Below are 22,371 nucleotides of genomic sequence, written 5' to 3'. Positions count from 1 at the left end.
GATGGCTGCCGCCGCGTGCGCGGCGGCGTCGGGCCTGGCACACGCCCAGGCCTATCCCGCCCGGGCCGTGACATTCGTGGTCGGCTACTCCGCCGGAGGCGCCGTCGATGGTCTTGCGCGTCTGGTCGGCAAGCGGATGTCCGACAAGCTCGGGCAGGGCATCGTGGTGGAGAACAAGCCGGGCGCCAGCGAGACGCTGGCCGGGCACCAGGTCGCCAAGGCCAAGCCCGACGGCTACACGATCCTGGTGTCCACCGAGGCGCCGATCACGCAGAGTCAATTCCTCTACAAGTCGCTGACCTACAACCCGGACACGGAACTGCTGCCGGTCAGCATCCTGGTGCGGGTTCCGGTGGCACTGGCCATCAGCCCGCAATTCCCGGCCGACGCGTTCCCGGCCTTCCTGGAGAACATCAAGAGCCGCAAGCCGGGGCAGGAAGTGAAGTTCGGCTCCGCGGGCATCGGCGGCGTGACGCACCTGCCCGCCGCCATGCTGGCCACCAAGGCCGGCTTCGAATGGGTGCACGTGCCCTACAAGGGCTCGCCGCCACTGTTGCAGGACATGCTGGCGGGGCGGGTGGATGCGGGCTTCACCGGCTTCTCGAACGTCCTGCCCCATCACAACAGCGGCAAGCTGCGGATCATCGGCGTGGGGGCCGCTTCGCGGATCAAGAGCGTCCCGAACGTGCCGACCTTCAAGGAGCTCGGCTTGCAGGAGATCGGCGCCGAGTACGTCATCATGCTGTCGGCGCCCGCCGGCACGCCTCGCGAGGTCGTGAATCTCCTGGCGAGCACGGCCAGGTCCGTCCTGCAGGACAAGGATTTCCAGGAGAAACACCTGGAGCCGCAAGGCTTGGAGCCCATCGGCTCCACGGCGGCCGAAGCGGCCAGCTACGTCGCGGCCGATCGCGGCACCCAGCGCGAGCGCATCAAGGTCTCCGGCGCCAGGCTGGATTGAGGCGCCCGGCGGCCTGGGCGCGCCGCGGCCAGGCCTTTCAACCCGCCGGCGCGAGTTCGTACCGGCCATCGCGGAACACGAGGCGCGTGGGCCCGGGCATCACCGGCTCGCGCTCCGCGTGCAGTTCGTCGCCGGGGTAGACCACCAGCTTGCGCCCGCCCTCCTCCACCGGCATCGGGCGGACGACGTAGGGGCGCCGGGCGCGCGCTGCCGCCATCAGCGAGCCCACGTCCGGGAACGTCGAGAGGTGGTTCAGGGTCAGGATCTGCGGGGGCATGAGCTTGATCTCGCCGCTCCCGTACCTGCCCAAGGCCTCCCGCGGGGCGACCCACAAGGATTCGCTCGATTCGGACAGGTCGTGGCGGGCCATCTGTCCATCCGGTGCGGCGCACACGAAAAAGCGCGTGTCGAAGCGACGGCTGGACGTGAACGATCCCGCCGGCGTGATCCACCGCGACCAGGGCGCCAGGTTCGACAGCTGCAGCCCACCGGCACATCGGCGCACGATCTGCGCGAAGGACTCGCCCCGCGCGATCCACGTGCACACGTCAGCACAGGAACTGCCGCCCAGCAAGATTCCCGCCTCCTCGTACGTCTCTCGCACGGCCGCCACATGCAGCGCCACCGCATCGGCCGGCGCGAGCCCGGGTTCGCCCAGCGCCTGGCACAGTTCATCGGCGGTCTCGCGGCCCACCACGCCGCCGCCGAGGCGGTCGCCGCTCTCCACCTTCCCCCCGGGGAACACGTAGACGCCGCCATGCACCTCCAGTGCCTGCTGCCGGCACAGCATCAGGACTTCGATGCCCTGCGCGCCGTCTCGAACCACCACGACGGTCGCTGCCGGCGTGGGCGGTGGGGCGCCAAGCTGGATGTCCATTTTCTTGTTCGGGTCGAGAAACGTCAGATGAGGGGACGCAGCGCATCCCGTGCCGCCGAGAGCACGAGTGAAGCACCTGCCACGCACAGCAGCGCACTGGTCATCCATGCGAGCCGGCTGCGCGGGATGCTGATGGGATAGCGCCTGCACAGCACCGTGACAAGGAGCGCAACCGGCAGCGCGACGCAGCACAGCAGCAGCGAAAGCTGCGAGAAGCGTCCGGTCCCGGCCACGAGCAGGAGACGAAAGCCGTTGTTGACCGCGAAGATGAGGGCCAGGCAGCGCCGGATCTGCAGGGGATCGAAGGGCTGGCGCAGCATGTGGTAGACGATCGGTGGTCCCGAAGTGGCGAACAGCCCGCCGAGCAGGCCCGAGAGCGCACCGAAGAAAGCGAAGGTCCGGGGCGGCGACGGCTCGGGCCGCACGGTCCGGGCCAGCAGCAGGTTGGCGGCGCTCAGGATCACCGTCACGCCGAGCAGCAACCGGAACCATTGCGCCGCATTCGCACTGAGCCAAACCTGCAGCGCCAGGCCGGCGGCCACGCCAATGGAACCGGCCCAGAGCACGTGCCGGACCTGATGCCAGGGCAGCGGCTGCTTGTCGCCCCAGAAGAACGCGAGGCAGTTGACCAGGGCCAGCACCATCGACGCATTGGCGGCGTCCGCCAGCGGAACGATGCCGAACAGCTCGACCCCTCCCAGCAGCACCAAACCGAAGGCGAACGCGGTCAGGTTCTGCAGCAGCGATGCGACGGCGGCGCAGGCCAGGAACATCACCACCGCTTCGATGCCCGGCATGGAGAAGGTCACGAGAGCTGCGGGCCTTGTCCTTCAGCCGCCGATCCGGACGACGGTTCTTCCCTTGGCGCGGCCTGCGATGAAGTCGTCGAAGACCGGCGCCAGATCCGCGAAGTCGACCGTCCTCGTGATCCGCGCCAGGCACGTGGGCTTCAGATCCGTGGCCAGCCGCTGCCACACGTTCGCGCGCGTCGGGAATCCCATGTACCCGGAGTCCACGCCCAGCAGGCTGACGCCGCGCAGGATGAAGGGAAACACCGTGGAGTGCAGCTCGACGCTGCCGGCATTGCCGATGCTCGCGACGGTCCCTGCCTGCTTCATCGTGGCCAGCATCCAGTGCAGCACGGCGCCTCCGACGTTGTCGACCGCGCCCGCCCACTGCGCGGCTTCCATCGGCCGGACCTGGTCGAGATTCAGATCGGCGCTGGACTGGATGCGCGTGGCCCCGAGCTCCTTCAGATAGGCCTCCTCCTGGCTCTTGCGCGTCAGTGCCACCACCTCGTAGCCCAGGTTGGCCAGCATGCTGATCGCAAGGCTGCCCACGCCGCCGGTCGCGCCGGACACCACCACGGGCCCGTTCCCCGGCGCGAGCCCGTTCTCTTCCATCCGGACGATGGCAAGTCCCGCCGTGAAGCCGGCGGTCCCCAGCGCCATCGATTCGAACGGCGTCAGGCCGGCCGGAAGCGGCACGGCCCAGGAGGCCGGCACCCGCGCCTGCTCCGCGAATCCGCCGTGGTGGGCGACGCCCAGGTCGAAGCTGGTGGCGATGACCCTGTCGCCCGGCCTGAACTTCGAATCCCGGCTCTCGGTGACCTCGCCGACCAGGTCGATTCCACCCACGCACGGGAAGCGGCGGATGATCTTGCCGGCACCGGTCGCCGCCAGCGCGTCCTTGTAGTTGACGCTCGAATAGAGCACCCGCAGCGTCAGTTCCCCGGGATCCAGCTGGCCCGGCTCCAGCGCGGTCCAGCGGCCGCTCGCCTTGCCGGCCGGGTCCTTGTCGATCAGATAAGCCTTCACGTGTCTCTCCTCATGCGGCGGCCGGAGCCGTCAGGACCAGTTTCCCGACGACTTCGCGCCCCGCGATGGCCATGAGCGCTTCGACGGCCCTTGGCAGCGGCTCGGTGCGCGCGACGACCGGCCGTACCCTTCCTTCGGCGCACCAGACGAGAACCTGCTCCAGGTTCTCGCGCGCTTCGGCCCAGAACCGGTCGCGCCAGACGTCGTAGCGGATTCCCACCACGTCGTAGCCCTTGACCAGGGGATGGTTCATCTTGAGTTCCGGAATGCGGCCGGCGGCAAATCCGACTACGAGATAGCGTCCGTCCCAACCGACCGTGCGGACCGCTTCGTCGAACAGGTCGCCGCCCACCGGATCGAATACCGCCTGGATGCCGGCCGGCCCGGCGGCATCCAGCACTTCCTTTCTCCACTCCGGCTTGGTGTAGTCGACGCAGGCGGAAGCACCATGCTGCGATGCGAGGTCGCGCTTGCCCGGGGTGCTGGCAGCGGCAATGACCCGTGCCCCCATCGCCACCGCCACCTGCACGGCCGCGAGCCCGACCCCGCCCGCCGCGCCGAGGACCAGGACCCGGTCGCCGGCGGCGACCCGGCCGCGCTGCTTGAGCGCGTAGAGCGCGGTTCCATAGGCGGCGGGCAGCGCCGCCGCCTTCTCCATGGAGAGTCCGGCCGGCAGGCGCAGGACGCGATCCGCCCGCAGGACGATCGCTTCGGCGTAGCCACCGGCCTGGTCGTCCGGAACCCCGAGCACCCGGTCGCCCGCCTGCAACTGCTCGACGCCCTCGCCCACCTCCAGAACCAGGCCGGCGACTTCGGCGCCCGGGGTCCAGGGCAGCGGCGGCTTGACCTGGTGCTTGCCTTGCACCTTCAAGGTGTCGGCGAAGTTGACGCCGGCCGCGTGGACGGCGATCTTCACCTCGCCGCGTCCGACCTGCGGCAGCTCCGCGCGCTCCCAGCGCAGCGCTTCCAGCGGCCCGTAAGCATGACAAACGATCGCTTTCACAGCGGCCCTTCCGACTTCAGCTCCGGGTGGCGCTCGGCGTAGCCCATGCGCGTCTGCGGCAGCTTCATGCCGAGGATGGCGCTGGCCACCTGCGTGCGAAGGATCTGGGCCGTGCCGCCCGCGATCGTGAACATGCGGGCGTCCCGGACATGCCGCTCCATCGGAAGGTTCCGGCCGTAGCCCGAGGAGCCGAACATCTGCAGCGCATCGCTGCACACCTTGAACGCCATCTCCGCGGTGAAGATCTTCGCCTGCGCCGCCTTGTCCATGTCGGGGAACTCGCCGCCGCTGAGCGCAGCACGCCAGATGAGCAGGCGCGCGGCCTCGAGCTGCACCGACATGTCCGCGAGCATCCATTGCAGCCCCTGGAACTCGGCGATCGGACGACCGAACTGCTCGCGCGCCTTGACCCGAGCGATTGCCTCCTCGAAAGCGCCCTGGGCGATGCCCAGGGCGACCGTGCCGGCGCCCACGCGCTGGGCGTTGTAGGCCGTCATCAGGGAAGCGAAGCCGCGCCGGAGGCCCTCCGGCGGCATCAGCAGCATGGACTTGTGGACCAGCAGGTCCTTGAAGTGCAGGTGGGTCTCCGGGATGCCGCGCACGCCCATCGCGTAGATGCGCTCACCCACGATGAAACCGTCGGGCTTGTCGCCGTCGCGCACCACGATGAATCCACCGATCCCCTGCTCCACGCCGTCGTCGAAGACGCGGGCGAAGACGAGGTGCAGCCGCGAAACGCCGCCTCCGGTGATCCAGTACTTCTCCCCGTTGAGCACGTAGTGATCGCCCTTGCGGTCGGCCCGCGTCGTCATGGCGGTGGCGGCACTGCCCGTCTGCGGCTCGGTGATGCACAGCGCAGGCTTGTCGCCGGCCTTCAGGAGATCGGCCGCCAGCTGGAACTGCTCCTTGGTTCCGTACTTGCGGATGGCACCGACACAACCCATGGTGGCGTCCACCGTGATGCGGCCCATCGCCGCGCAGGCCTTGGCCACCTCCTCGATGACCAGCACGGCGTCGAAGTAGGAGAGCCCCATGCCGCCCATGTCCTTGGGCAGGGTCATGGTCATGAAACCGGCGTCGCGCAAAAGGGCGACGTTGTCCCAGGGGTACTCCTCGCTGCGGTCGATCTCCGCGGCCTTGGGTGCGAAGTGGGCCTGGGCGAGTTCACGGCTGCGTTGCTGGAGTGCGAGTTGTTCGGCGGAGAGTTGGAACATGGAGGCCTTTGAGCGGAATCGGCGGCCGCGCGACGGTGAGCCGTCGTCGGCGTGCGCTGCCTCAGGCCAGTGTAGGAGCGGCATGCTCTCCGAGGGAATTCCGCAAATCCGAAGAGAGCGTTAACCGCAGCGGAAGACCAGCCCGGCGGCGAACGTTCGGCAGGGCCGAAGGCCGCGTTCCGCGAATCCGGATTCAGCTGCAGGCCCTGCGCTGACAGAATTCCCGGCAACGACAGCAAGTGAATCCGGAATGAACCATCCATCGTCCTGCGCCGAGGCGGCGCCCAGCGGGCCGCTGACGGGCTACCGCGTCCTGGAGCTGGGCTCCACCGCGTCGGGTCCGTTCTGTGCGCGCCTGCTCGCCGACTTCGGCGCCGAGGTCATCAAGGTCGAGGCGCAGGAGGGCGACACGATCCGCGAGCTGGGCCACAGCGTGGACGGCAAGTCCCTCTATGCGGCCTCGATCCTGCGCAACAAGCGGATCATTTCGCTGAACCTGCGCACGGCGAAGGGCCGCGACGTCCTCAAGCAGCTCATCCCGGGTTTCGACATCATCGTGGAGAACTTCCGGCCGGGAACGCTGGAGAAGTGGGGGCTTTCGTACGAGGAGCTGAAGGCCTTGAGGCCGGACCTCGTGCTCACGCGCGTCAGCGGCTACGGGCAGACCGGGCCGTACAGCGCGAGGCCGGGCTACGGCGTCATCGGCGAGGCGATGAGCGGCCTGCGCCACCTCATCGGCGATCCCGACCGGCCGCCGTCGCGCGTGGCCATGCCGCTGACGGACTACATCACCGGCCTCTATGCGGCGCTGGGCACCGTCATGGCGGTCCTGTCGCGCGAGCGGACCGGCAAGGGCCAGTGCGTGGATGCCAGCCTGCTCGAGTCGGCGTTCAGCTTCATGGAAGCGCACGTTCCGGCCTTCGAGAAGACGGGGACTGTCGGGATGCGGGCAGGCCCCCGGCTCCCGAACAGCGCACCGAACACGCTGTTCCCCACGCGCGACGGCACCTACATCCACATCGCCGCACTGGCCGATGCGGTGTTCAGGCGGCTGGCATCGGCCATGGGACGTCCCGAACTCGGCACCGACCCCCGGTTCGCGCTGCAGGCGGCCCGCAACCAGAACGAAGCCGAGATCGAACGCCTGATCACGGACTGGACGATGACCCGTGACGCGGCCGACTTGAAAGCGACGCTGGAAGCGGCCGAAGTCCCGGCGACGACGATCTACACGATCGCCGACATCTTCGACGACCCTCACTTCAAGGCGCGCGACATGCTGGTCCGGACACCCGACGACGACCTCGGGCAGGTGACGCTCGCGGGCATCGTTCCCAAGCTCTCCGGCACCCCGGGACGCATCCGCTGGTCGGGCCACCGGTTGGGCCAGGACACGCGCGGGGTCCTGCGTGAACTCGCCAGGCTGACCGACCGCGAGATCGACGCCCTCGAAGCCGAAGGCGTCGTGTCCTGCGATCCGCAGAAGGCCGCACGATGAACGGGGTCCTGTCAGGCCTGCGCGTGCTGGAGTTCGCCGCGATCGGTCCGGTCCCCTGGACCGGCATGCTGCTGGCCGACCTGGGCGCGAGCGTGGTCCGGATCGAGCGACCGGGCAGTGCATCGGAACGCGACACGCTGGGAGCGGTGCGTCGCGGGCGCATGCAGGTGGAGCTGGACCTGAAGTCGACCGCAGGGCGCGAGGCGGCCGAACGACTGGTGGCGCAAGCGGATGTGCTGCTCGAGGGCCTTCGCCCCGGCGTCATGGAGCGGCTGGGCCTGGGTCCGGACGCCGCGCTGAAGCTGAACCCGAAGCTGGTCTACGGCCGCATGACCGGCTGGGGCCAGGAAGGCCCGATGGCGCAGCAGGCCGGCCACGACATCAACTACATCGCGCTCACCGGCGCGCTGCATGCGATCGGCGGCAAAAACAAGCCGGTGCCACCGCTCAACCTGATCGGCGACTTCGGGGGCGGCGGCGCGTTCCTGCTCATCGGGGTATTGGCGGCGCTGTGGCAGGTCAAGGCCTCGGGGCGCGGCCAGGTGGTGGACGCCGCGATGGTCGATGGCAGCGCCGCGCTGATGGCGATGATCTACGGCCGGCTGCTGCTCGGGCAATGGACGGACCAGCGTGCCAGCAACCCGCTGGACGGCGGCGTCCCGTGGTACGACACGTACCGCACGGCCGACGGCAAGTTCATGGCCGTCGGCGCCCTCGAGCCGCAGTTCTACCAAGAACTGCTGGATCGCCTGGGCCTGGCGGGCAGCGTGCCGGACAGGAAGGACTCACGAAACTGGCCGGCGATCCGCCAGCGCTTCGAAGAGGTCTTCGCAAGCCGCACCCGCGACGAGTGGGCCCGCCACTTCGCCGGCAGCGATGCGTGCGTGTCGCCCGTGCTGTCGCTCGCAGAGGCACCCCACGATGCCCACCTGGCTTCCCGCGGCACGTTTGCCGGCTGGGGCGGCGGCCATGTGCCGGCTTCCGCGCCGCGTTTCAACGGCGAGCGGCCGGCAGTGGCCGCCGAGTCGCGCAGGGTCTCCGCCGACGAGGCCCTCGCCCGCTGGGCCCGGTCGTCCTGAGCTAGGCGTGCTCCCGTTCCGCGGGGGCCTGCATCGCCATCAGGGCGTCGACGAACGCCCGGGCGCACAGCGGGAGCGCGTCGAGGTCGCGGTAGATGATGTGGCGCTCGCGCAGCGACCAGGAGTCCGAGAGCTGAACCACCTTCAGCGGCATCCCGGCCCGGATGTACCGGCGGGCGCAACTCTCCGGCATCACGCCCACGCCCACGCCCGCGGCGATCATGCTGCACATGGTCTCGTAACTGCTCATGAGCACCCTCATGCTCAGCTTGCGGTTCAGGAGGCTGGCCTGCTCGAGGACGTAGCTTTGCAGCGTGCTCTCGCGAAAGCCCACGTGCGGCATGTTGAGGCATTCCTCGAAGCTCACGGTGTCCCGCTCGCTCAGGGGGTGTCCTTCGGGCGCGGCCAAGACCAGCCGGTCGGTGGTGAACAGCCGGCTCTGGAGGTCCCCGGCATGGAAGGGGCCGGGGACGGACAGCACCCCGATGTCCGCCGCACTGTCGATGACGCCGCGCACGACCTCACGCGTGTTCCGCTCCTGGATGTCGACGGTGACGTTCGGGCGATCCTTCATGAAGGCGGCCAGGACCGAAGGCAGGGTCTCCGTGATCGGCGTGGTGTTGGCGAAGATCCGGAAGTGCCCGACGCTGTCGCTGGAGAGCGCAAGGAAGTCGTTGCGCACGTGTTCGACCTGCCGCAGGATGGCGCGGGCGTGCCGCTGCAGCATCTCCCCGGCGTGCGTCAGCGCCAGGCCGCGGCTGTCGCGATAGAACAGGCGCGCGTTCAGCTGGTTCTCCAGCGCCTTCAGCCGGCTGCTGGCCGCGGCGGGCGAGAGCGCGGCGGCATTGGCGCCACGCGTGAGGTTCTTGCACTCGGCCAGGTGCAGGAAGAGCCGCAGGTCGGCGAGATCGAAATGCAACGCGAATTCCTTCAACACGCGAGCCGCCGCATCCGGCCGTCTGCATAGCGGACCCGTCCTTGATTATAGGAGTCTACAATGCAGACCATGACGGCGTTCACGCGCAACCAGGTCATTGCCGCGGCGGCCGGAACGCTCGAGGTGCTCGAGGCGCTCAGCCGCGGAGAGGGCCCGATGAGCCTGGCCGAGCTGGTGCAGGCCACCCGCCGGCCGAAGGGCACGGTGCACCGGATGGTGTCCACCCTGGTGAATACCGGTTTCGCGACCTACTCGCGCACGACCGGGCTCTACGCGCTCACCCTCAAGGCCTGGCGCATCGGCTCCAGCGCCCTGCGCGACTTCGACCTGGTGAACCTCGCGCGGCCGACACTCGATCGGCTGCGCTCGGAAACGGGGGAGACGGTGCACCTTTCCGTGCTCGAACCCTCCGGGGACATCGTCTACGTGGCCAAGGTCGTCAGTCCGAAATCGATCGGGGTGCAGACCCGCCTCGGGCAGCTGAGTCCCTCGTGGTGCACCGCCACGGGCCGCTCGATTCTGGCGCATCACGAAGAAGTCGCCGAGCGCGTCCTGTCCGCCCAGCTGGAGCGGCGCACTCCCCAGTCCGTCACCGACGTGCGCGAGTTGCGGCGCATCCTCGAGCGCGTGCGCCAGGACGGCTATGTGGTGACGCGGGCCGAGAACCATCCCGAGATGGGCGGCGTGGCCGCGCCGATCTGGGACCATTCCGGCCAGGTGGTCGCCTCGGTCGGGGTGGCGATGCCCGTCTACCGGATGACCGCCGACGTGGTGCGAGGCACGATCCCGCGCGTTCGCGCAGCAGCCGAGGCGATCTCGCATGAAATGGGCCATCTCACGCCTTCAGCAGCCCGCGCGCAGCTCCCCGGCCAGCATCGATGAGTGATCATGGCGTGAAGCCGGGGGCCGGGTCGGGCCTTCACGAGACGACCTGGTAGTAGATGTTCTGCGGGTGCCGCGCCTGGGCGAAGAACAACCACCTTTCCGCCAGCAAGCCCGCGGTTTGCGACAGAACAGCGAACAGCCACAACGAGCCGGATTCGGCGTGCTGCGCCCACGCGAGTAGCAGCAACGGGATCGCGAACGCGAACACCTGGAAGACGATCCGGACCGACCGCAAGGCCGCGGTCGATGCGCCGTGGAAGAACTCCCGCGTGTTGAATGACCCCCCAGTCATGCCCATGCTCTTCTGGACGATGCGGGCCGACGGGATGCCCGTCGCGGATTGCACGGTCGAGCGGGGCTTGAGACTGGCATTGCGCCGCAGCGAGAGCCATCGCGTGAACCACGCGATCGCCGTCGAGGCAAGCGCCCAGGGTGCCAGGGCCTGGGCGAAATCCCGTTCTCCGGCGGCCACCGCCAGGGCGCCGCATGCCACCAGCCCGGAGGCCAGGCCCAGCGTCACATAGTTGACGATGGTCAGCGGGTGCGCCCACTCCTGGATGAAGCGGATGGAGGCGTAGATCATCGCCGTGCAGTACCACAGCACCAGCGAGCCCACGATGACGAGCCACGCGAAGACCTGATGGCCCGGGTGGGCCGCTGGCCAGTCGGGTGCCTGCCAGGCCCAGGCTGCGACGATCAGCAGGAAGGCCGGCAGGGCGATGACCTCGCGGGACATCCAGGAGGTTCGCCACATCAGCACCGCCCGCCAGGCCCGAAGCGGGTGGCCCAGGTGGAAGAACGACGCCGCGAGCGCGGCCAGCAGCAGCGCCGCTACCGCCCACAGCATCGGGCGCAGCGCGGCGGGTGCGCTCTCGGCGAGCGTCGCGGCGGCAAGCGCCACCGCAACCCCCTGGGCGGTGCCCGACACGGTGGTGAAGATCACGATGGAGGCGGCCGGCTTCACGGCGAGTCCTCCGCCGCCGGCGGCGCCGCGACCACGCGCGGCAGGTAGTGGTTGGCAGGCTGGGTGCCCCACTCCGGCATCAACGCATACCCCCCGCGCTCCCGGATGGTCCGGGACACTTCCGAGTCGGGGTCCTTCACGTCGCCGAAGAGGCGTGCGCCGGTGGGGCACGCCTTGACGCAGGCGGGCTTGCGATCCTGCGGCGGCAGGAGCTCGTCGTAGATGCGGTCGACGCAGAGCGTGCACTTGGTCATCACCTTGCGCTCCTCGTCGAACTCGCGCGCGCCGTAGGGACAGGCCCAGCTGCAGTACTTGCAGCCGATGCACTTGTCGTAGTCGACCAGGACGATGCCGTCGCTGGCCCGCTTGTAGCTCGCGCCCGTGGGGCAGACGGGAACGCACGGGGGCTCCTCGCAATGCAGGCAGCTCTTGGGGAAGTGGATCGTCTGCGTGTCCGGGTACGAATCCGCCTCGTACGTCTGCACGCGATTGAAGAACGTCCCCGTGGGCTTCTCGTCGTATGCGTTGAGGTCCGCGAGCGGGCCGGCGGCGCCGGAGGTGTTCCATTCCTTGCAGGAGGTCACGCACGCATGGCAGCCCACGCAGACATTCAGGTCGATGACCAGCGCAAGCTGCTTGGCCAGGGTTTCGGGTGCGGATTGGACGGTGCTCATCATTGTTCTTTCGCGAAGTAGGCAAGGACCTTGCGCGCGCCGCCCAGCACGCCGGGCGCGGGAGGCGCCGCGGCCACCTGCGGGAAGCTTTCCGCCGGCTCCTGCGCCGTCGCCGGGCGCAAGCTCACGCGCACGTCGTACCAGCCCGCCTGGCCCGTGATCGGGTCCGAATTGCTGATGTGCCCCTGCCCGAACGGAAGCTCCTCGGTGATGAGGTGGTTGAGCAGGAATCCCTTGCGCGACTCGTCGGCGCCGGGCGCGAGCTGCCAGGCGCCGGACGCCTTGCCGATGGCATTCCACGTCCACACGGTGCCGGGCTCGACGGCGTCGCTGTAGCGCACCATGCAGCGCACCTGGCCCCAGGCGCTCGCCACCCACGCCCAGCCGCCGTCCTCGATGCCGGCCTCCCGCCCGGTCGCCGAATTGACGTGCAGGTAGTTGTGGCTGTGGATCTGCCGCAGCCAGGCGTTCTGCGAGTCCCACGAGTGGTACATCGCCATCGGCCGCTGGGTGATGGCCGACAGCGGATAGCGCCCGGTATCGATCGCCTCGTTCTCCAGCGGCGCATACCAGAACGGCAGCGGATCGAAGTACTTCTCGATCCGCGCCCGCAGCGCATCGGGCGGCTGCCGGCCGGTCGTCTTGCCCTGCGCCGCGAGACGGAACGTCTGCAATGTGTCCGAGTAGATCGCGAGTTGCACCGGATCGTTCCTCTGCCGCCAACCCTTGTCCTTGGCGAAGTCCAGGTAGGGCTGGTTCCAGTTGCGCATGTACTGCTGGTCCTGCGGCATGTGGTACTGAAAGACGCAGTTGTTGCGTGCGTACATGTCCCACTGGTTCGGGTTGGGCTCGCCGCGCAGGTGCTGCGTGCCGTCCTTGCCGCGCCAGCCCATGAGGAACCCGACGCCCGGTTGCGCCTGGTAGTTGACGATGAAGTCCGGGTAGTCCTTGAACTTGCGCGAACCGTCCTCGCCGGTGAACGCGGGAAACTTCAGGCGCGAGGCCAGCTCGATCAGGACTTCCTGGAACGGCTTGCACTGGCCGGTCGGCTCCAGCACCGGCACCCGAACCGAGTCCACCGGGCCGTCGTACTCCGAGATCGGCCTGTCGAGCATGCTCATCACGTCATGCCGCTCCAGGTAGGTGGTGTCGGGCAGCACGAGGTCGGCGAACGCCACCATCTCGCTCTGGAACGCGTCGCAGACAACCAGGAACGGGATCTTGTAGTTGCCGTCCTCTCCCCTGGCATTGAGCTTGTCCCGCACCTCCATCGTGTTCATGGTGGAGTTCCAGGCCATGTTGGCCATGAAGATCATCAACGTGTCGATCTCGTAGGGATCCCCGCGGACCGCGTTCGTGATCACGTTGTGCATCAACCCGTGTGCGGACAACGGGTGCTCCCACGAGAAGGCGTGGTCGATTCGCAGCGGCGAGCCGTCTTCGCAGATCGCCAGTTCCTCGGGACTGGCCGGAAACCCGAGCGGCGCGGCATTCAGGGGCGTGTTCGGCTTGACCATGTCCGGGTCGTTGAACGCCCGGTAGTTCGGCACGATGTGGCGCGGATACGGGGCCTTGTGGCGGAACCCGCCGGGAGCGTCGATCGTCCCCAGGACACTCATGAGCACCGCCAGGGCCCGGACCGTCTGAAAGCCGTTGGAGTGGGCCGCCAGGCCGCGCATCGCATGGAAGGCGACGGGCCTGGCCTGCGTCGTCTCGTGGCGCCGGCCCCAGGCATCGGTCCAGGCGATCGGCAGCTCGAAGGCCTGGTGCAGCGCGGTGCTCCCCAGTTCGCGGGCGAGGCCGCGGATGCGTTCCGCCGGGATGCCGGTGATCTCGGCGGCCCACTCGGGCGTGGTCGATGCAACGCGCTCGCGCAGCAGCTGGAAGGCGGGCGCCACCCGCGTGCCGTCGGGCAGCCGGTAGTGCCCCTCCAGGGCCAGCGCGCGCCCCTGCTCGACGCCTTCGGGATAGGCGCGCACCACCGAGTTGCTGGCCATGTCCCAGGCGAGCTTGTTGTGCGGATGGCGGCCGTCGCCCGGCGGCCCGTTGTCGGGGTCGAAGGCGAACAAGCCCTCCCGCTCGCCCGGCTCGAGCACCACGAGCTGGGGCGCGTTCGTGAACCGCTGCAGGAACGGGCGGTCGATGAGGCCGGAGGCGATCAGCTCGTGCAGCAGCGCCATGAACAGCGCACCGTCGGTGCCGGGCCTGATCGGGATCCACTCGTCGGCGATCGCCGAATAGCCGGTGCGGACCGGATTGATGGAGATGAACCGTCCTCCGGCGCGCTTGAACTTGCCGAGCGCCATCTTCATCGGGTTGCTGTGATGGTCCTCGGCGGTCCCGATCATGACGAACAGCTTTGCGTGCTCGAGATCCGGGCCCCCGAACTCCCAGAAGCTGCCGCCCACGGTATAGATCATTCCCGCGGCCATGTTGACGGAGCAAAAGCCCCCGTGCGCCGCGTAGTTGGGCGTGCCGAACTGGCGCGCGAACAGGCCGGTGAGCGCCTGCATCTGGTCGCGGCCCGTGAACAGGGCGAACTTCTTCGGGTCCGTGGCACGGATCTTCCCGAGCCTCTCGGTGAGCATCTCGAATGCGCGCTCCCAGGAGATCGGCTCGAACTCGCCCTCGCCGCGCGCCGCCCCTTGCTTGCGCAGCAAAGGCTGCGTCAGGCGCGCGGGCGAGTACTGCTTCATGATCCCCGAGCTTCCCTTGGCGCAGATCACGCCCTTGTTCAGGGGGTGCTCGGGGTTCCCGTCGATGTAGCGCACCTCGCCCTCGCGCAGGTGCACCCGGATCCCGCAGCGGCACGCGCACATGTAGCAGGTGGTCGTCCTGACCTCCGTGTCGGCGGTCGTGCTGGCCGTCGGGTCGTGGATCGGCTCTCGGGAGAGAAACTTGAACATCGGCTTATGCTCCGGGAATCGCAGATGTGCTTGGCGAATAATTCTTGTTGCCGTGACGCAGAAAATCGATCAACGCCTGAGGCTCACGCTGCGTCAGCTGGAAGTGTTCGCCGCCGTGGCGCGCGGCGGGACCACGCGTGCCGCCGGCGATGAGATCTCGCGCTCGCAGTCGGCCGCCAGCAACGCGCTGGGTGAGCTCGAGGCGGCCCTGGGCATTCAGCTGTTCGACCGCGTCGGCCGCAAGCTGCTGCTCAACGAAAACGGACGCGCGCTGCTGCCGAAGGCGGCCGGCATCCTCGAGGACGCCGCCCAGGCGCAGGCGCTGTTCACCGCGGAACATGCCGCGCCCCTGCGGCTTGCCGCGAGCTACACGATCGGCGAGTACCTGCTGCCCGAGCTGATCGCCGGCTGGAAATCCGCGCATCCGCGCAGCCACGCCATGGTGCAGATCGCCAACACGCACGACGTGTTCGACTCGGTGACGCAATTCCGGGCCGACGTCGGCTTCATCGAAGGCTCGCACACCCACCGGGAGCTGACCGTGCGCAGGTGGCGCACCGACCACATGGTGATCATCGCCGCACCCGGCCACCCCATGGGCACCCGCAGGCTCAGCGGTCGCCAGCTGTCCAGCGCCAGCTGGGTGCTGCGTGAGCCCGGGTCGGGGACGCGGGAAGCGTGCGACCGATGGCTGATCCCTCATCTGCCGCAGATGCAGGTGGAGCTGGAACTGAGCACCAACGAAGCCGTCAAGCGCGCCGTCGCGGCCGGCATCGGCCTGGGCTGCCTCTCCGAGCTCGCGGTGCGTGATGCCATTGCACAAGGATGGCTGGTCCAGCTGGGCACGAGCTTTCCTGCCATCGAGCGGACGCTCTCGATCGTGCGGCACCGCTCCAAGAAGCTGGGCTCCGCCGCCGAAGGCTTCGTGCGGTACTGCATGGGGTGAAGCAGGCGCGGCCTGCCGCGCCTGCTCTCTCTCAGGTCACGGAGACCTTCGCCTCGGAGATGATCCGGCTGAACTTCTCGCCTTCCGACCTGATCCATTCCCGGCTGCGTTCGATCGTCATGCCTGGATCGACGAAGTTGCCCATCTGTTCGAACTTCGACGTGACGGCGGCGTTCTGCATCACCTTCTTCATCCCGGCCGCGAGCCGCACCTTGACGTCTTCCGCCAGGCCCTTGGGGCCGACGAGCGCCGTCCATGCCACGCATTCGTAGTTCGGCACGTGCTCGGAGACGGCCGGGACATCGCGCAGGATGTCGATCGCCGTCAGCCTCCTGGCGGTCGATACCGCCAATGCCCGCAGCCGGCCGGCACGGACCTGGCCGATGCATGCCGGCAGGCTGGCGAACATGAAGTTGAACTGCCCGCCGATCAGGTCCTGCAGCGCGGGCGCGTCGCCCTTGTAGGGGACGTGATCGATGTTCACTTTGGCCATCAGCTTGAGCAGCTCGGTGGCCAGGTGGTTGGTCACGCCGCTTCCGCCGGAGCCGTAGTTGAGCGGGCGCGAACGGATGGCCTTGAGCAGCTGGTCGAAGCTCTTGAACTCGGAATCGGCATTCACGACCAGCAGCATCGGAACGATGCCGCTCACCATGAGGGTGTCGAAGTCGGCCACCGGGTTGTAGCCGGCATTCTTGTAGAGGTAGGGCGCAATGCCCAGGTTCCCGCTGCCGCCCCACATCAGCGTGTAGCCGTCGGCCGGCGCCTTCATCACCAGCTGGGCCGAGAGCATGCTGCCCGCACCCGGCCGGTTCTCCACGATGAAGTTCTGGCCGAGGTCGCGGCCGAGTTCATCGGAGAAGGTTCTCGCGATGATGTCGGTCGCCTGCCCTGCCGGGAATCCCACGACAACCTTCACGGGCCGGGACGGCCACTTCTCGGACTGCGCCCACGCAAGCGCCGGTGCGGCCCCTACCAGGGAAGCGCCGACGAGCAGGCGGCGCCTGCTGAGATTCTTCGACATCGTTGTCTCCTGTTCTTGTATGCGCCGAGCGCCGCGCAGCTCGGGCGGCAGAGCTTGGCGCGGCCAGTCTAAGGACGCGGCCGGCCCGGGAGAATTCGAGAATTCCGAAGACCGCGTTCACCGGGGTCAAACGAACCGGAAGCTCGCTCGCCCTCGGGCATGGCATGCCGGTACCTGTGCGCGATCAGTTCGGCACCAGCGCGGCCGCGAGGGACGCAGCGTCGATCTCCGGCAACCGCCGCACGCTGGCGACGACACGAGCCGCACCTGCTGCGCCCAGGGCGGCGGTAGCGTTTGCGCTGAACTTGGCGACCACCTGGTCGAAGGACAGCGGATGGCCGGGGTGGCCCAGGTTGACGTCCAGCCGTTCTTCGACCTGCCGGCCGTCCGCGAGCGTGGCAACCAGCCGGCCGGGGAACGTCTCCGGGAAGCGCGTCTCGCCCTCGGCGGCGATCCGGTAGCCCACCCGCCGGGCCAGCGCGAGCAAGTCGGGGCGCCGCAGGTTGTCGGCCGCAAACGTCGCATGCTCGATCCGTCCGTCCAGCAGGCGCGCGGCAACCAGGAACGGCAGGCTGAACTTGGCGACGTAGGGGGTCGCGGGTTCGAGCTTGTCGGCCACGGGCTCGCACACCATCGGCGCCTGCTGCTCGTGCACCACGCACTCGATCGAGCCGATCTGCTCCACGGTGACGCCGCGGTCCAGCAGCTGGCCGGCGCAATCGACGAACGCATGCGCGTAGTGGCAACAGGGATAGGGTTTGATGGAGATGCGCGTGACCTCCCACTGCGACCCGAGTCCCCGGTCGAGCGCCGCCGGGTCGGCGCGCTCGGGAAGGCCGTACGCGCGCAGCAGCCCGTAGCGGCCCTCGAACACGCTCATGGGCCCGGTCATGCCCGCCCGGGCCAGGGTGGCCGCGACGATGGCCCCCTGGGCACTCCAGCCGCAGTGCAGCGTCTTGGACGACGAGCCGTTGGACAGGTACTCGTTGATCCCCGAGGCCTGGCTGCCGGCCAGGCCCAGTGCGTGCGCGGTGCGCTGCGCATCGAGGCCCATCAGCCGCGCCGCGGCGGCGGTCGCACCGAAGATGCCCGCGATCGAGGTGGTGTGGAAGCCGCGCTGGTGGAAGCTGCCGCGCGCGGCCAGCCCCACGCGGGCCGCCACTTCCCAGCCGGCCACGAAGGCGGCGAGCAGGTCCTGGCCGGATGCGCCGCGCTCGGCCGCGAGGGCCAGCACGACCGGCGCGATCACCGCGCTGCCGTGCACGATGGCGTCGCTGTGCGTGTCGTCGAAGTCGTCCACGTGCGCCGCGATGCCGTTCGCCATCACGGCGGCGAGCGGCTGCAGCCGCTCCCGCGTACCCCAGACGACCGCGCTTCCTTCGCCCCGTTGCAATGCGCGAGCGCCATCGAGCCCGCGCACGGCCACTTCGTGCTGCCGGCCGCGGATCGCGACGCCGAGGATGTCGAGCAGGCTGCGCGAGGCCGCCTCGCGAGCGGCCGCGGGGATGTCGTCGAACCGCAAGGTGGCGGCGAACTCCGCGAGATGAAGGCTGAAATGGCTCATGGGACTCACCGATTCGCTCCCAGCAGGAAGTTGAGGATCCATAGGTAAAACCAGGCGACGGGCGTGTACAGCAAGGCGAACCGGAGCCCGGCTCCCAGCACCAGCTCCCGTGGGGCCACCCGGAACAGGGTCGCGGCGAACATCACGGGGACGGCGAAGGTTGACAGCAGGATGGCCAGCATCCAGCCGGTGAGCACGCTGCCGGCGGCCACCACCGGATGCAGCATCGGCAGCGAGCTTTGCAGCGGGAACAGCAGGCTGGCGCCGATGATCGGATGGAAGCCGGCGACCGATAGCGCCACCATCACCAGTGCCGGCCACACGATGAGAAAGGGCTCGGGCCAGGTCAGCATGCCGGCCGGCAGGCGCACCACGCCAAGCGCCAGCAGGTCCTTGATCACCTCGCCCAGGATCAGGGAAGCGCTCACCACCAGCGCTTCCGCCGCGATTGCCTCCAGCGAGGCGTGCCATCGCAGCGCGACCGACCTCGGGCTGGTCTTCACGGCCTGGAAGGCCGTCAGCAAGGCCACCAGCGGCACGCCAACCACGATCGCTTCCGAGTTGCTCAGCCCCAGGGTCCGGTGCATCACCACGATGGCCAGCGCCATGGCGATCGTGGCCACGAAGACGCGCCACAGCGGGGCGACCCAGGCGGCGCGCAGGCGGCCGCCGAAAGCCACGTGCGAAATCACGAGGCCCAGCAGCGCCATCGCCACGCCATTGGCGAGCGCCGCGCCCAGGGTGATGCCGGCGGAGAGCTTGAGGCATACCGCCATTGCCACGAAGAAGGGCGACCACAGCAGGGCCAGCCCGACGCCCTGGAGCGCGCTCTGGCCCAGCAGGCGGCGCTCCGCCGGCGCCCGCTCGGGCCCGACCAGCGGGGCCACGATGGCCAGCGTCCCGGCAGCGAAGATGGAACCGGCCAGCCAGGAGCGCAGCAGCATGGCGTCGTGTTGTTCGCGGCTGGCCAGCGCCTCGTGCTCGCGCCGGATGCGCTCCAGGCCAGGCCGCAGTTCGATGCCGACCTTCAGCATCTGCATGGTGGCGAGAAAGGCGATGAACAGCGCCGCCGAGCGGGCGCCGCTCAGCAGCGAGCCGGCGATGCCGAACTGCAGCGCGAGCAGGCCTGCGGCCAGCAGGGCAATGGCGGCCACCACCCGTACCGCGGTCCGGGCGACCGCAAAGCCCGCCACGAAGTAGACGCACAGCACCGCCAGGGACAGCTGCGCGGCGACCCGCGCGCCGCCGCTGGCGATGTGAAACTCCTCGAGCAGCCAGAGGGCCGCCAGCAGGCTGGCGGCCAGCGGCCTCGCAGCGTCACGCACGCCGTGCGTTCAGAAGTTCTCCGTGCCCCACTTGTGGGTCGTGAAGTACTGCACCAGCCGGAACAGGCTTTCCGTGAGCAGCCCCACCACGATCACCAGCAGGATGCCCGCGAAGCCGTCGACGATGTTCATGAACAGGCGGCTGTTGTTGATGTACCAGCCGATGCCGCCGCCGGAGCCGGTGGCGCCGAACACGAGTTCGGCCGCCACCACCGTGCGCCAGCCGAAGCCCCAGCCGACCCGCAGGCCGGAGATCATCATCGGCAGCGCGGCCGGCAGCAGGATCTCGGTCATCAGCCGGATATGCCCCAGCTCGTAGTTGCGGCCAAGCCGGAACAGGGTCAGCGAGATGGTGGCGAAGCCCACCGTCAGCGAGGATGCGATCGGCCAGACCATCGCCATGACGACCACGAACACCAGCGACTCGCGGGTGAAGCCGAACCACAGGATCGCCATCGGCAGCAGCGCGATCGACGGCAGCGGCTGGAAGATGCCGGTCAGCACGCTCAGGGTCTCGCGCACCCAGCCGTTGGCGACCGCCAGCCCAGTGATCACGATGGCCAGCGCCATGCTGATGCCGAACGACTGCAGGATGACCGACAGCGTCTCCCAGATGTAGCGCCACAGCTCGCCGTTGCCGCCCAGGCCCAGGCCCGAGAGCAGCTTGGCAGCCACCGTGGTCAGCGGCGGGAACAGCAGCGGGTTGACGTCGAAAAGCCGCACCGCGCCTTCCCAGGCCGCGCACAGCGCCAGGATGACGATGAACTTCTTGGTGGTGCCGCCGCCCAGCAGGCGCGACAGCGAGAACGAGGCGGCCGAACGCAGCGGCAGCGAGGTGGCGGAGCTCATGCTTTGGCATCCTTCAGCAGTTCACGCAGGTCATCCACCAGGCGCAAGGCGCTGGCGTCGTGCGGGGGTTGGCCCACGCTGGGGTTGTCCACCAGTTCGCGCAGCCGGCCCGGGCCTCGGCTCATCACCATGATGCGATGTCCCAGGTGCACCGCCTCGTTGACGTCGTGGGTCACGAAGGCGATGGTGACCTTCTCTTCCTCCGCGCCCCAGAGGCGGTTCAGCTCGAACTGCATCTTTTCGCGGTTGATGGCGTCGAGCGCGCCGAACGGTTCGTCCATCAGCAGGATGCCCGGCTTGACCGCGAAGGCACGGGCGATGGCGCAGCGCTGCTTCTGCCCGCCCGACAGGGTGTTCGGGTACTGGTCGGCCTGGGTGGACAGCCCGACCACGTCCACGTAGTGGCGGGCCCGCTCCTGGACCTCGGCCGCCTTCATGTGGGGCCACCGCTTGCCGATCGCCCAGGCGACGTTGCTCACGACGGTGCGCCAGGGCAGCAGCTGGCCGAAGTCCTGGAACACCAGGATGCGGTTCATGTTCGGCTTGCGAACCACTTCGCCGGCGACCCGGATCTGTCCGCCGGTCACGGGGATGAAGCCGCCGATCGCCGTAAGAAGGGTCGACTTCCCGCAGCCCGACGGACCGAGGATCACGAATTTCTCACCCTTGCGGATGTTCACCGAGACGTCCTGGACCGCCAGCACGGTTCCACCGCCCCGGGGCTTGGGAAACTCGATCGTGACGTGGTCGATTTCCACCTGGGCCGCCGCTTCCGCAGCGTGCACCGGCGCTGCCGGCGCGCTGTCGTGCATCATGCGCATGGCCACTCCTACCACTTTGCACCCGCTTCGTTCGGATAGGCGTAGAAGTCGCGGGCGTCCTTGGGCTCCTTGCTGATGGCGCCGAACGCCTTCATCGCCTGGGCCTGGGTCTTGAGGTCGGCATCGGTGGTGTAGCTCTGGTACACACTGGACTTCAGGTACTTCACGAACTCGGCCGCCGGCACCTTGTTCTCCACCGACTTGCTCAGCATCTCGGCAGCCTTCTCCGGGTTGGCATTCATCCATGCCACGGTCTGCTTGAGCGCCTGCGCATAGCCGCGGACCAGGTCCGGGTTCTCCTTGGCGATCTTGCCGAGCGTGCAGGCACCCACGGCGTACAGGCTGCCCCAGGTGTCCTTGATGCTGGCGATCTTCTTCATGCCCATGTCCTGCAGGCGCAGGGCGAAGTCGGCGGTGGCAAAGTGCCCGTCGAGCTGCTTGCCCACCAGCGCCTGCATCGCGTCCGGATGCGGCAGGTTGGCCCAGTTCCGATCCAGCGCCTTCACGTCCTTGCCGGCCTTGCGCAGGGCCTGCTGCACGGTGAAGTACTGCGCGGTGTTCGGGCCGGGCGACATCTTCATCTGGGTGCCGATGAAGTCGGTGACCGCATTCGGCCCGTCGGGCCGGACCATGAGGTAGCCGTCGAAGCCGCCGGTGGTCTGGAGCCAGACCATGTCCACGCCCTTGTCCCAGGACGAGAGGTAGGGCCCGGGCGTGCACGAGCCGATGTGCAGCCGGCTGGCCAGCATGGCATCGCGCTGCTGTGCGGTGGTGAAGATGTTCTGCCAGGTCACCTTGGCGTTGGGGAACACCTTCTCCATCACCCCGAGCTGGCGCGCCACCGGCATGGCGCCGTAGATCAGGCCGAAGCCGTGCGCCAGGTGCACTTCGCCCGTGACCTTGGGGAACTGCTCCACGGTCAGGCCGGGCGCGACCTGCGTGTTCTGCGCTGCGGCGTTGAACGCCAGTGTCAGCATGAGGCCGGCAGCGGCCAGCGTGCGGTGGATTCGGTGGTGCATGCTTGTCTCCTTCT

Annotated in this window: 20 protein-coding genes; 5 read left to right on the top strand and 15 right to left on the bottom strand. The window is 68.7% G+C overall.

Annotation, left to right across the window (positions count from 1 at the left end; genetic code table 11):
- Nucleotide 1 precedes the first annotated feature (1 nt).
- Nucleotides 2-958 carry a Bug family tripartite tricarboxylate transporter substrate binding protein gene (locus tag PE066_RS16630; RefSeq protein WP_271233643.1) on the top strand — a complete coding sequence of 319 codons (957 nt, stop codon included), beginning with the start codon at nt 2-4 and terminating at the stop codon, nt 956-958.
- Nucleotides 959-995: 37 nt separating this feature from the next.
- Here the strand turns inward: PE066_RS16630 and PE066_RS16625 are convergent, their stop codons facing one another.
- Genes PE066_RS16625 through acdA form a run of 5 tightly spaced genes read right to left on the bottom strand, consistent with a single transcriptional unit; the run spans nt 996 to nt 5,869 of the window.
- Nucleotides 996-1,835: an NUDIX hydrolase gene (locus tag PE066_RS16625; RefSeq protein WP_271233642.1), complete on the bottom strand. Its 840-nt coding sequence runs from the start codon at nt 1,833-1,835 to the stop codon at nt 996-998.
- Between the two features lie 23 nt (nt 1,836-1,858).
- Nucleotides 1,859-2,632 carry a TSUP family transporter gene (locus PE066_RS16620; RefSeq protein ID WP_271233641.1) on the bottom strand — a complete coding sequence of 258 codons (774 nt, stop codon included), beginning with the start codon at nt 2,630-2,632 and terminating at the stop codon, nt 1,859-1,861.
- Nucleotides 2,633-2,665: 33 nt separating this feature from the next.
- Nucleotides 2,666-3,652 carry an oxidoreductase gene (locus PE066_RS16615; RefSeq protein WP_271233640.1) on the bottom strand — a complete coding sequence of 329 codons (987 nt, stop codon included), beginning with the start codon at nt 3,650-3,652 and terminating at the stop codon, nt 2,666-2,668.
- 10 nt (nt 3,653-3,662) lie between these two features.
- A complete protein-coding gene (locus tag PE066_RS16610; protein WP_271233639.1) occupies nt 3,663-4,655 on the bottom strand; it encodes an NADPH:quinone oxidoreductase family protein in 993 nt (330 codons plus the stop codon).
- Nucleotides 4,652-5,869, bottom strand: a complete 1,218-nt coding sequence (gene acdA / locus PE066_RS16605) for a 3-sulfinopropanoyl-CoA desulfinase (RefSeq protein ID WP_271233638.1) — start codon at nt 5,867-5,869, stop codon at nt 4,652-4,654. Before acdA ends, PE066_RS16610 begins: the two co-directional genes overlap by 4 nt.
- 250 nt (nt 5,870-6,119) lie before the next feature.
- Here acdA and PE066_RS16600 point away from each other — a divergent pair, with 250 nt between their 5' ends.
- A complete protein-coding gene (locus tag PE066_RS16600) occupies nt 6,120-7,367 on the top strand; it encodes a CaiB/BaiF CoA transferase family protein (protein WP_271233637.1) in 1,248 nt (415 codons plus the stop codon).
- Nucleotides 7,364-8,446, top strand: coding sequence for a CaiB/BaiF CoA transferase family protein (locus tag PE066_RS16595; RefSeq protein WP_271233636.1), 1,083 nt, complete (start codon nt 7,364-7,366; stop codon nt 8,444-8,446). Before PE066_RS16600 ends, PE066_RS16595 begins: the two co-directional genes overlap by 4 nt.
- A 1-nt stretch (nt 8,447) precedes the next feature.
- Here the strand turns inward: PE066_RS16595 and PE066_RS16590 are convergent, their stop codons facing one another.
- A complete protein-coding gene (locus PE066_RS16590; protein WP_271233635.1) occupies nt 8,448-9,365 on the bottom strand; it encodes a LysR substrate-binding domain-containing protein in 918 nt (305 codons plus the stop codon).
- Between the two features lie 78 nt (nt 9,366-9,443).
- Between PE066_RS16590 and PE066_RS16585 the strand changes: the two genes are divergently transcribed.
- Complete coding sequence (locus tag PE066_RS16585; RefSeq protein ID WP_271233634.1) at nt 9,444-10,265, top strand: IclR family transcriptional regulator; 822 nt, start codon at nt 9,444-9,446, stop codon at nt 10,263-10,265.
- Between the two features lie 37 nt (nt 10,266-10,302).
- Here the strand turns inward: PE066_RS16585 and PE066_RS16580 are convergent, their stop codons facing one another.
- The 3 genes from PE066_RS16580 to PE066_RS16570 are packed head-to-tail and all read right to left on the bottom strand — an operon-like array spanning nt 10,303 to nt 14,812.
- Nucleotides 10,303-11,232 (bottom strand): dimethyl sulfoxide reductase anchor subunit family protein, encoded by a 930-nt coding sequence (locus PE066_RS16580; RefSeq protein WP_271233633.1) that lies wholly within the window; start codon nt 11,230-11,232, stop codon nt 10,303-10,305.
- A complete protein-coding gene (locus PE066_RS16575; RefSeq protein ID WP_271233632.1) occupies nt 11,229-11,906 on the bottom strand; it encodes a 4Fe-4S dicluster domain-containing protein in 678 nt (225 codons plus the stop codon). Before PE066_RS16575 ends, PE066_RS16580 begins: the two co-directional genes overlap by 4 nt.
- Nucleotides 11,906-14,812, bottom strand: coding sequence for a molybdopterin oxidoreductase family protein (locus tag PE066_RS16570; protein WP_271233631.1), 2,907 nt, complete (start codon nt 14,810-14,812; stop codon nt 11,906-11,908). Before PE066_RS16570 ends, PE066_RS16575 begins: the two co-directional genes overlap by 1 nt.
- Here PE066_RS16570 and PE066_RS16565 point away from each other — a divergent pair.
- Nucleotides 14,805-15,758: a LysR family transcriptional regulator gene (locus PE066_RS16565; protein WP_336298432.1), complete on the top strand. Its 954-nt coding sequence runs from the start codon at nt 14,805-14,807 to the stop codon at nt 15,756-15,758. The two genes, PE066_RS16570 and PE066_RS16565, sit on opposite strands and share 8 nt — an antisense overlap.
- Before the next feature lie 31 nt (nt 15,759-15,789).
- On the opposite strand, the gene PE066_RS16560 is transcribed toward PE066_RS16565, so the two are convergent.
- From PE066_RS16560 to PE066_RS16535, 6 genes are all read right to left on the bottom strand, one after another.
- Nucleotides 15,790-16,662, bottom strand: a complete 873-nt coding sequence (locus PE066_RS16560) for a Bug family tripartite tricarboxylate transporter substrate binding protein (RefSeq protein WP_271233630.1) — start codon at nt 16,660-16,662, stop codon at nt 15,790-15,792.
- 301 nt (nt 16,663-16,963) lie between these two features.
- A complete protein-coding gene (locus PE066_RS16555; protein WP_271233629.1) occupies nt 16,964-18,343 on the bottom strand; it encodes an MmgE/PrpD family protein in 1,380 nt (459 codons plus the stop codon).
- A 5-nt stretch (nt 18,344-18,348) separates the two neighbouring features.
- A complete protein-coding gene (locus tag PE066_RS16550) occupies nt 18,349-19,668 on the bottom strand; it encodes a hypothetical protein (RefSeq protein ID WP_271233628.1) in 1,320 nt (439 codons plus the stop codon).
- A gap of 9 nt (nt 19,669-19,677) precedes the next feature.
- Entirely contained in the window at nt 19,678-20,517 is an 840-nt protein-coding gene (locus PE066_RS16545; RefSeq protein ID WP_271233627.1) for an ABC transporter permease, read from the bottom strand.
- A complete protein-coding gene (locus tag PE066_RS16540) occupies nt 20,514-21,338 on the bottom strand; it encodes an ABC transporter ATP-binding protein (RefSeq protein ID WP_271233626.1) in 825 nt (274 codons plus the stop codon). Before PE066_RS16540 ends, PE066_RS16545 begins: the two co-directional genes overlap by 4 nt.
- An 8-nt stretch (nt 21,339-21,346) precedes the next feature.
- Nucleotides 21,347-22,357 carry an ABC transporter substrate-binding protein gene (locus PE066_RS16535; protein WP_271233625.1) on the bottom strand — a complete coding sequence of 337 codons (1,011 nt, stop codon included), beginning with the start codon at nt 22,355-22,357 and terminating at the stop codon, nt 21,347-21,349.
- Nucleotides 22,358-22,371 lie beyond the last annotated feature (14 nt).

Origin of the sequence: Ramlibacter tataouinensis (genome assembly GCF_027941915.1) — a bacterium.
Taxonomy (GTDB): domain Bacteria; phylum Pseudomonadota; class Gammaproteobacteria; order Burkholderiales; family Burkholderiaceae_C; genus Ramlibacter; species Ramlibacter tataouinensis_C.
This window is presented reverse-complemented; position numbering and strand designations above follow the sequence as displayed.